Consider the following 8,724-nt stretch of genomic DNA (forward strand, 5'->3'; position numbering starts at 1 on the left):
AAACATCTTTTTATCGGAGGGCTTGTTTTTCTGTACTTGAATTGCAAATAAGTTTCTGTTTTTTAGTGATTTTGTCTCTACTTGATATTAGGAATACCACAATCAATTTTATTTGTTATCAATAGTTAAATTGATTGAATATCAAACCGATTGGGCTATAATGCGATAATTATTAAACAATTTATATTGATAATGATTATTGGTTTTATTGGTGCAGGTAAAGTAGGATGTACACTAGCAAAGCATTTTACTTTATGTGGCATAAAGGTAGCGGGATTTTATAGTCGAACCTATGCTCACACACAAGAGGCGAGCGATTTTACCCAAAGCCAAGCATATTCAACTTTAGCTGATTTAGTTAATGACTGTAATTGCTTATTGCTCACAGTGCCCGATGACCAAGTAACTAATGTTTGGCAAGATCTTTGTCTGTTGCCTATTACTAATAAATGGATTGGTCACTGTAGTGGTTTGCTTACATCGCATATCTTTATCAATAATCAATCTGTTCATCCTTTGGCTTTTTCTTTACACCCCTTATATGCCATATATGATCGGTTTGATTGTTATCATGCCATGCCGAAAGTTTTTTTTACGTTAGAAGCTAATAACAACGTGATTTTTCAGCTACAAAAGCGTTTAAGCCTATTAAAAAATCCTATCGCGATCCTTTCAGCCAAGAAAAAGCATCTTTATCATGCTGCTTGTGTTATGTTAAGTAATCAAGTTATTGCTTTAGCACAAGTTGGGACTAGCTTGCTGGCTCAAAGTGGATTAGACAAAGAATTTACTGAACAGGCTTGGCACGCTTTATTTCTAGATAATGCTAATGCGGTTTGCCGTGTGGGGGTTATTGGAGCCTTAACTGGGCCTGTTGAGCGAGGAGATGTTGAAACAATTAAACAACATTTAAATGCTTTGCCAGCCGAATATAAGTCTATTTATCAACAATTATCCGCTATTTTACTTAAAATGAGTCGAACAAAGCATCCAAATAAGGATTATCGACAATTAGAATTGGAGTTGTTATCTTGAAAAATACTATTGTTACTTTACAAAAGCGTAAACAAAACCGTCAGAAAATTACCATGTTGACGGCGTATGATTATACGACAGCCAAATTGATGGACGAAAGTGGTGTGGATTGTTTATTAGTTGGTGATTCTTTAGGTATGGTTATGCTTGGCTACGATAGCACTGTATCGGTTACGATGGATGATATGATCCACCACTCAAAAGCGGTCGCAAGAGCAGCAAAATCCGCATTTGTTGTCACAGATTTACCTTTTATGTCTTATCACACCTCGGTTTACGATGCTGTTTTAAATGCGGGTCGCTTAATTAAAGAAGGTCAAGCGCAAGCAGTTAAACTTGAAGGAGGGCAAGCATTTTGTGAGCATATCAAAATGATTACGCAAGCTTCGATTCCTGTTGTTGCACATATAGGATTAATGCCTCAATCCGTGCTTGCTTTAGGGGGATATAAAGTTCAAGGCAAGGATTACCAAGAGGCTAAAAATATTGTTCTTGATGCCTTAGCGGTTGAACAAGCCGGCGCTGTAGCCATTTTATTAGAGTGTGTGCCTGCTGATTTAGCAAAAATTATCTCAGAATTAGTAAGCATACCTACCATTGGTATTGGCGCTGGCGTGAATTGTGATGGGCAAGTGCTTGTTTATCAAGATATGTTATCCATGTATGATGGCATATCATCAAAATTTGTAAAATCTTTTGGGTCAATTGGCGATCAAATGAAACAAGCTTTTAAACAGTATTGTCAAGAAGTCAATGAACAACAGTTCCCAGCGGCAATTCATGAGTTCGCCATTGATAACGACATTATAGAAAAACTTAAACTTGAATTTACTGTTAACAAAAAGGGTTAATACAAATGAATGTTGTAACGACAATAAAACAAGTGCGAGAACAAGTTAAAGTTTGGCGACAAGCAGGTTATAGTATTGGTCTTGTTCCAACAATGGGATTTTTGCACGAAGGTCATCAAAGTTTAATGGCTGCGGCTAAAAAAGATAACCAAAAAGTAATTGTGACCATATTTGTTAACCCTATACAATTTGGTCCGTCAGAAGATCTAGATAGTTACCCACGCGATTTAGAACGAGATAAAATAGCTTGTGAGCAAATGGGCGTTGATTTGATTTTTCACCCAACGGCAAGTGAAATGTATATGCCTAATTTTAGTAGCTATGTTGATGTGAATAACTTAACAGATGCGTTATGTGGAAAAAGGCGCCCAGGACATTTTAAAGGTGTATGTACGGTTGTTACCAAATTATTTAATATTACTCAACCCGATCGCGCCTATTTTGGGCAGAAAGATGCGCAACAGTTAGCTGTCATTAAACGGATGGTCAGTGATCTAAATTTCGATATTGATATTATCGGTTGCCCGATTGTGCGCGAAGCAGATGGTTTGGCTAAAAGCTCACGTAATAGCTATTTATCTGAAAATGAACGTAAGGCTGCTGTTTGTCTTTATCAAGCAATTGAATGCGCTAAAAAAATGATAAAGCAGGGCGAAAAGTCAGTAACAGTTATTAAGAAAGCAATGGATGATGTTATTTCCAACCAACCTTTGGCTAAAATTGACTATATTGAATTTGTCGATCTAGCATCATTAGCATCGATTAATATGCTTGCCAAAGATAGTTTATGTGCCTTGGCGGTCTATATTGGTAAAACACGATTGATTGATAATTTTATTTACCAACAGCAATAACTGTAGACAAAATTATGAGTGACAATTATGAAAATACCGCTTAATAGTCAGCGGTATTTTTTTGTAATTCATTCTCTGATAAAAATTCTTAAAAAGCAGATTAAATCCGTGAGTTTATTGTTATGCCAATTTATTGTTTGGCTATTTTACTGTAGAATAGCAACCATTTTATGCTTTAAATCAGGATTTGTGCATCTATTATGAAAAATACAACTTATAATCCACACGAAATTGAACAACCTATTTATAAACATTGGGAAGAAAGCGGTTATTTCAAACCCAATGGTGACAAGTCTCAACCAAGTTATTGTATTGCTATTCCACCGCCAAATGTAACGGGTAGTTTACATATGGGGCATGCGTTTCAACAAACTATTATGGATGCTTTAATTCGCTATCATCGTATGCAAGGCAATAACACTTTGTGGCAATCGGGTACTGATCATGCTGGTATTGCAACGCAAATGGTGGTTGAGCGGAAAATTGCCGCTGAAGAGAATAAAACGCGGCATGATTATGGGCGTGATGCATTTATCGAAAAAATTTGGCAATGGAAAGCAGAGTCTGGAGGAAGCATTACCAAGCAGATGCGACGTTTGGGCGATTCGGTTGATTGGGATCGTGAACGATTCACAATGGATGAAGGTTTGTCAAATGCAGTTAAAGAAGTCTTTGTCCAATTATACCAAGAAAATTTAATCTACCGCGGTAAACGTTTAGTCAATTGGGATCCCAAATTGCGTACAGCAATCTCAGATCTTGAAGTTGAAAATCGTGAGGTTAAAGGTTCAATGTGGCATCTACGTTATCCATTAGCTGATGGCGTAAAAACAGCTGAAGGTAAAGATTATTTAGTTGTTGCTACAACCCGTCCTGAAACTTTATTGGGGGACACCGGTGTTGCTGTTAATCCTGAAGATCCGCGTTATAAGGATCTGATTGGTAAATTTGTTGTATTACCATTTGTTAATCGTCGTATACCGATTATTGGAGATGAGCATGCCGATATGACTAAAGGTACTGGTTGCGTAAAAATCACGCCAGCTCATGACTTTAATGACTATGAAGTAGGGCGACGCCACAAATTACCAATGATAAATATCTTAACTTTTGATGGTCATATTGGTGAGCAAGCTCAAGTATTTGATACTAATGGCGAGCCAAGCGAAGCATATGAAACAACAATTCCAGCTCAGTTCCAAAACTTAGAGCGCTTTGCCGCACGTAAAGCGATTGTGGCAGAATGTGAATCACAGGGTATTTTAGACAAAATTGAGCCACATGATTTAACCGTTCCATATGGCGATCGTGGTGGTGTTGTTATTGAGCCTATGCTAACCGATCAATGGTATGTACGTGCTAAAGTGCTTGCAGAGCCTGCCATTGAAGCGGTAAAAAATGGCGATATTCAATTTGTGCCAAAACAGTATGAAAATATGTACTTTTCTTGGATGAATGACATTCAAGATTGGTGTATTTCTCGACAATTATGGTGGGGACACCGTATTCCCGCTTGGTATGATAAACAAGGAAATGTTTATGTCGGGCGAGATGAAACGGAAGTGCGTCGAGAAAATAACCTTGCTGATGATATTGAGCTTAACCAAGACGAAGATGTGCTTGATACTTGGTTCTCTTCAGCGCTTTGGACATTTTCAACATTAGGTTGGCCGAATAAGACTGATGATTTAGCCACGTTCCACCCAACTAATGTTTTAGTTACTGGCTTTGATATTATTTTCTTTTGGGTTGCGCGAATGATCATGATGACTATGCACTTTATTAAAGATAAAGATGGCAAGCCACAGGTTCCATTTAAAACGGTTTATGTAACTGGATTAATTCGTGATGAAGAAGGGCAAAAAATGTCAAAATCTAAAGGAAATGTTATCGATCCTTTAGATATGATTGATGGCATCTCACTACCAGAACTATTAGAAAAGCGTACTGGCAACATGATGCAACCTCAATTAGCGGAAAAAATCGCTAAACGCACTCAAAAACAATTTCCTAATGGTATAGAAGCTCACGGCACGGATGCACTACGTTTTACTTTAGCCGCATTAGCTTCAACAGGACGAGATATCAATTGGGATCTAAAACGCTTGGAAGGTTATCGCAACTTCTGTAACAAGCTTTGGAATGCTAGCCGTTATGTATTGATGAATACAGAAGGGCATGATTGTGGATTTAATGGTGGCGATTTTGACTACTCTCTAGCGGATAAATGGATTTTGGCTGAATTTAATCAAACAGTTAAGGCTTATCGTGAAGCTTTTGATACTTATCGTTTCGATTTAGCTGCTAACATTCTATATGAGTTCACGTGGAACCAATTCTGTGACTGGTATTTAGAGCTAACAAAATCTATTTTAGCCCATGGTGAATCTTCACAGCAACGCGCGGCTCGTCACACCTTAGTTACTGTTTTAGAGGCTTTGCTGCGTCTTGCTCATCCTATTATTCCATTTATTACTGAAGAAATTTGGCAAAATGTAAAAGGATTAATGAAAATCAAAGCTGATACTATCATGTTACAGCCAATGCCTGCTTGTGATAAACAGCATTTAAATAATGAAGCTGTTGCCGATATCAATTGGATTAAAGATGTTGTTATTGCGGTTCGTAACATTCGTGCTGAAATGAATATTGCACCAAGCAAACCTTTGCAATTATTAATTCGCAAAGCAACACCAACGGTGCACCGAATCATTAGCGATAATATTAGCTTTATTGAATCACTCGCTAGATTATCTGAAATAGTATTATTAGATGAAGGTGAAAGTGGACCATTATCGGTAACAAAATTAGTAGATGGTGCAGAATTATTAATGCCGATGGCGGGATTAATTAATAAAGAAGATGAACTTGCTCGTTTAGAGAAAGAAATTGTTCGCATTGAAGGTGAAATTACTCGCATTACTAATAAATTATCTAATGCAAGCTTTGTTGACAAGGCTCCCGCAGCAGTTGTTGCCAAAGAGAAAGAAAAACAACAAGGTTATATTGATGATAAAGCAAAACTGCAAGAGCAGTATGCTGCAATAAAAAATCTCTAATCTTTGTAATAAAAAACCTCTCAGATGAGAGGTTTTTTATGCGTTATTAAATTAAAATTTATAGCCCACACCAATCATTGCAACCCATGGATCAAGTTTATAATTAGCTGTAACTTTAGTATTGCCTAAATGAGTAGTTGCTTTAGTTTCAATATCAATATAACGGATCTGAGCATTAATAAGCCAATTATTATTAAAGGTATAATCTGTACCGACTTGTGCAGCCCATCCCCAAGAACTATCAAGATCTAAACCATGAAATCCTGCATTTTTAGCTTCTCTACTAAGTTTTTCATCAAAAAAGAACGTGTAATTTATGCCTAATCCAACATAGGGTTGTAACTCATATTGTGAATCAAGTGGATACCAAACAGCGCTTAATGTAGGTGGCAAATGTTTGATTTTACCAAGATGAGCGCCAGAAAGCCCTGTTGAATTTCCCCCTCCTAATTTAACTTGGTGGCTAAATGGGGTTGCAGCTAATAATTCAACACCAATATTATCTGTAACCATATATTGAAAGTTTAATCCAAGCTGAGTGTCGTTATCCGCTTTTGCTTTTAGATCAGTTTTTGCTCCGCCTACTTTGACATGATCACTTTTATCTTGAGGGTGAACATAAACAGGTCCACCTCGGATAATAATTTCATTTGCAGTATGTGCATAAGCAGTTGAACTTGCTAACCCCATTGAAATCACCATAGCTACCGATGATATTTTCATTCTTTGCCTCCTTATTTATAATTTATGACATAAAATCTTGTTGAAGCACTAAAAACAATAACAATCTAAATTATTTTCATAAAAGCTGTATTAAATTTTAATTGCTAAGGGTAGTAACTATTAACCAATGAGAAATTAAAGTTAAATAGAGTAATTATATTGTTTTAATCATCTTATCATATTAAATTTGATATTTTTGAGATTTATCTCAAATTGTTAATAAATAAAATTGATTAGTAATTTGCAATGTTGGTTAAATTTATATAGAATACCTATATAAATTCCTGTGGGTTGTTAGCTCAGTCGGTAGAGCAGTTGACTCTTAATCAATTGGTCGCGGGTTCGATCCCCTCACAACCCACCATTTATAATATAAAATCAATAAGTTATATAAAAATCCTGCCTTAGAAACTCCTATGAAAATAACAAGTGGCGGTAAAATGGCGGTGCAATTTTTTATAATCGTATATAATCTGTTTCCTACCATTTCAAAATAAAAATTATTGGCATGGATATGCTCTTTCGCTAGATTAGCTGTGTGCTAGTAAAATCTAGTGCCGAGATTGACCTATTGCTTTAGCTCAAAAGCGTATTGATGGTGAAATATTTCGGGCTGACAGAATAAAAAATTGCCCCACGCACAATGCGTTTTGAATTAATGTATTTTAAATCCGTGTTTAATAAGTTAATTCGGCTAGGGGAGTGGAAACACAACAACTCACTTTAACAAATGCGCTCATTTAAAACCGATGAGCAAGAAATGGCTAATCTAACAAAAAAGCAAATTGATGGCTCAGTCTTATCATGTGAGCAAAGTACGGCTAAAGACTTAACTGTTATCGTTAAAATCTGTTTAGCAACTGACGCACGTTGGAGCGAACCCGAAAACCTAAAAGCCCTCAAGTTAAAGACAGTAAGATCATCTATATCAATACCAAAGGTAATCGAACCATTCCAATAAGTGACAAGTTATTTAACGGAACCCCCACACCTTATTTACGTCTTGTTACTCAGCGTTCCATTCAGCAATCGACATAACCGGTATTGAATTACCAGATCGCCAGTTAACATATGTTTTACGGCATACTTTTGCCTGCCATTTTATGGTGAATGGTGGTAATATTTTAGTATTACAAAAAACCCCCAGCTACACCGACATCAAAATGACTATGGGATATGCGCATTTTGCACCTGAGCATTTTGAATATGTGGTAAAGGTGAATCCATTGGGTTCAATATGACAAAAAAATTTATCAATCAAACTATAAATCAACACTATATTTCCCAAGCAGAACAAAGATTAAATGCAATTAATCCGGATGCTAAACCTAGCAAACAAAGAATCTATTCATTTAACATTGTTAACCGAGAATCATTTAAAATTGAATTAGAAAATGATAATGGAAGATTAATTGAGAATAATTTGTCTATCTTTGATTTATATAGTTTTGACGTGGATGATGAATCTAAAAAATTACGTTATAACTTTGAATTATTATTTAATAAATATGAATCAAACATAATTATGCATACAAAAAGCTTACTTAAAAAAATAGATAATAGAAACAAAGATATTCTTAATGAATTGTTTAATATTTTTATACTTAAAACACTTAATTCACTTCGAAATCCTTTCTGTATAAAGAAAACAATTAATACTTTAAAACCAATTTTACAATATATACCAACTGACAAGAAATACCAAGGAATATATAGAAAGATAATAAATGGGGAAGCAAAACATCTGAATTATTTATATAACCTTTTAGATGTAAGTGAAGAACAATACAAGTTATGGCTAAAAGGTTTATTTATGCTTTTAATAGAATTTGAGCATAAAGGAGAAAAAATTAACATGTTGGAGTCTTTAGCCAGAAATATATATGAAAATAAAGACAATTACAAAACAATAACTATAAATTGTTATGATGACCATTCAGTATTGCTTTCAGATAGGGGCTTTAATAGCCTTGAAGATAATATAAACTCTATTACTGAATTTAATTTAAATTCTTCGTCTTTTGTCATTTATTCTTTCACAAATTTAAATAAATTTGCAGAAACACAAGGATGGACATCGGACTACCATAATAAAGTGATTGAAAGATGTAAAGAAGTTCAAGGTAATATAATCCATGTTTATTATGATAGAAATAACATTGAATTACTAAATCAATATAACAAAAGAACAATATACCAAGC

At 35.2% G+C, this 8,724-nt stretch carries 8 protein-coding genes and 1 tRNA gene; 8 read left to right on the forward strand and 1 reads right to left on the reverse strand.

Annotated features, from left to right (window positions below; translation table 11 throughout):
* The first annotated feature begins 192 nt into the window (after positions 1–192).
* From A9G30_RS07635 to A9G30_RS07650, 4 genes are all read left to right on the forward strand, one after another.
* Positions 193–1,035 (forward strand): Rossmann-like and DUF2520 domain-containing protein, encoded by an 843-nt coding sequence (locus A9G30_RS07635; protein ID WP_065588569.1) that lies wholly within the window; start codon positions 193–195, stop codon positions 1,033–1,035.
* A complete protein-coding gene (gene panB / locus A9G30_RS07640; RefSeq protein WP_065588570.1) occupies positions 1,032–1,886 on the forward strand; it encodes a 3-methyl-2-oxobutanoate hydroxymethyltransferase in 855 nt (284 codons plus the stop codon). The genes A9G30_RS07635 and panB overlap by 4 nt, the downstream gene beginning before the upstream one ends.
* A gap of 5 nt (positions 1,887–1,891) precedes the next feature.
* On the forward strand, positions 1,892–2,740 hold the full coding sequence (panC, locus tag A9G30_RS07645) for a pantoate--beta-alanine ligase (RefSeq protein ID WP_065588571.1): 849 nt from the start codon (positions 1,892–1,894) through the stop codon (positions 2,738–2,740).
* 200 nt (positions 2,741–2,940) lie between these two features.
* Positions 2,941–5,799: a valine--tRNA ligase gene (locus A9G30_RS07650; RefSeq protein ID WP_065580372.1), complete on the forward strand. Its 2,859-nt coding sequence runs from the start codon at positions 2,941–2,943 to the stop codon at positions 5,797–5,799.
* 51 nt (positions 5,800–5,850) lie between these two features.
* Here A9G30_RS07650 and A9G30_RS07655 read toward each other — a convergent pair whose 3' ends face one another.
* Positions 5,851–6,522, reverse strand: a complete 672-nt coding sequence (locus A9G30_RS07655) for an OmpW family outer membrane protein (protein ID WP_065580373.1) — start codon at positions 6,520–6,522, stop codon at positions 5,851–5,853.
* A 288-nt stretch (positions 6,523–6,810) separates the two neighbouring features.
* Between A9G30_RS07655 and A9G30_RS07660 the strand changes: the two genes are divergently transcribed.
* The 4 genes from A9G30_RS07660 to A9G30_RS07670 all read left to right on the forward strand — a co-directional run.
* Positions 6,811–6,886: transfer RNA gene (locus tag A9G30_RS07660), tRNA-Lys, on the forward strand.
* Between the two features lie 264 nt (positions 6,887–7,150).
* On the forward strand, positions 7,151–7,249 hold the full coding sequence (locus A9G30_RS13630; RefSeq protein ID WP_442903444.1) for a phage integrase: 99 nt from the start codon (positions 7,151–7,153) through the stop codon (positions 7,247–7,249).
* Positions 7,250–7,282: 33 nt separating this feature from the next.
* Positions 7,283–7,483, forward strand: a complete 201-nt coding sequence (locus tag A9G30_RS07665; RefSeq protein ID WP_141672038.1) for a hypothetical protein — start codon at positions 7,283–7,285, stop codon at positions 7,481–7,483.
* Between the two features lie 276 nt (positions 7,484–7,759).
* Positions 7,760–8,724: hypothetical protein (locus A9G30_RS07670; protein ID WP_065588573.1), on the forward strand; the 965-nt coding region annotated here is incomplete at its 3' end.

This window comes from Gilliamella sp. Fer4-1 (genome assembly GCF_001690515.1).
Taxonomy (GTDB): domain Bacteria; phylum Pseudomonadota; class Gammaproteobacteria; order Enterobacterales; family Orbaceae; genus Gilliamella; species Gilliamella apicola_C.